2 protein-coding genes are annotated in these 974 nt (G+C 57.7%); both read left to right on the plus strand.

What is annotated here, in order from left to right; translation table 11 throughout:
- The first annotated feature begins 174 nt into the window (after window positions 1–174).
- Window positions 175–609 carry a group III truncated hemoglobin gene (locus tag SPHV1_RS03985; RefSeq protein WP_054944766.1) on the plus strand — a complete coding sequence of 145 codons (435 nt, stop codon included), beginning with the start codon at window positions 175–177 and terminating at the stop codon, window positions 607–609.
- Window positions 610–679: 70 nt separating this feature from the next.
- Window positions 680–955, plus strand: a complete 276-nt coding sequence (locus tag SPHV1_RS03990; protein WP_054944767.1) for a DUF1971 domain-containing protein — start codon at window positions 680–682, stop codon at window positions 953–955.
- Window positions 956–974 lie beyond the last annotated feature (19 nt).

Raw genomic sequence — 974 nt, forward strand, 5'->3', positions numbered from 1 at the left:
AACGTCCGGGCAAGGCGGCCCCTATCGGATGCGTACTCGCATAGTCAGTGAACCGAGTGAGCTTCAAGTGGGCCTCCGCCGCATGCGATCATCTGCGCGTCAATATATGCATTTATGTTGCATCTTTCAAAGCTGCAGTATAGATGCATCTCTAATGCATGATTGGAGTGAGTCGTGGACAGCACTGCAAAACTCAACGAAGCAGGCCTCTCCCGGCTCGTTGATGCATTCTACGCCCGAGTGCGCGCAGACGCCGAACTGGGCCCCATTTTCAACGATGCCATTAGTAACTGGCCCGAACATCTTGATAAGCTGACCGCGTTTTGGTCGTCGGTGATGCTGACGAGTGGCCGCTACAAGGGCCAGCCTGTTCCTGCGCACCTGAAGCACAGGGAGCGGATCTCACCGCAGCTATTCGATCGCTGGCTCGGTCTCTGGAACCGGACCACCCAGGAACTGATGGAACCGGAGGCGGCCCACGCCCTACAGGCTAAGGCCGCTCGCATTGCAGAAAGCCTGCAGCTTGCGATGTTCTTCAGCTTGGAACGAAAAACCAGCCCCAGGCCCGCTCGAATTACGGACCATGATCATGGGAAGGTCCTTCCATGAGCAAGAACCCGGTCCTCTATTATGCTGCCTATCAGGTCCGTGACGACAACACCCGCGCGGCCGCCTGACAATGACGGACACTCGCCCCTATCGGTCCACTCCCGTCTTTGATCAGGATACGCTGCCCACGGCCTTGCGCTCGCGTCACGACACCAAGGCGGGCGTGTGGGGACTGGTCCGGGTTTTCGAGGGCGAACTCAAGCTGACCTATCTCGACCCTTGCTCCGAGATCATCCTCACACCCGGCAGGCCAGGCTTGATCCTCCCTGAGCAACCACACTTCGTGACACCTCTTGGCGCCATGAAGATGCAAGTAGATTTCTACGATGAGCGGCCAGTGATCTAAGAGCCCGATCCGAAAGTAG

Origin of the sequence: Novosphingobium sp. KN65.2 (assembly GCF_001368935.1) — a bacterium.
Lineage (GTDB): Bacteria > Pseudomonadota > Alphaproteobacteria > Sphingomonadales > Sphingomonadaceae > Novosphingobium > Novosphingobium mathurense.

Coding starts and splice junctions, on each gene's coding strand:
- SPHV1_RS03990 (WP_054944767.1), top strand. CDS start 680: ATGACGGACACTCGCCCCTATCGGTCCACTCCCGTCTTTGATCAGGAT.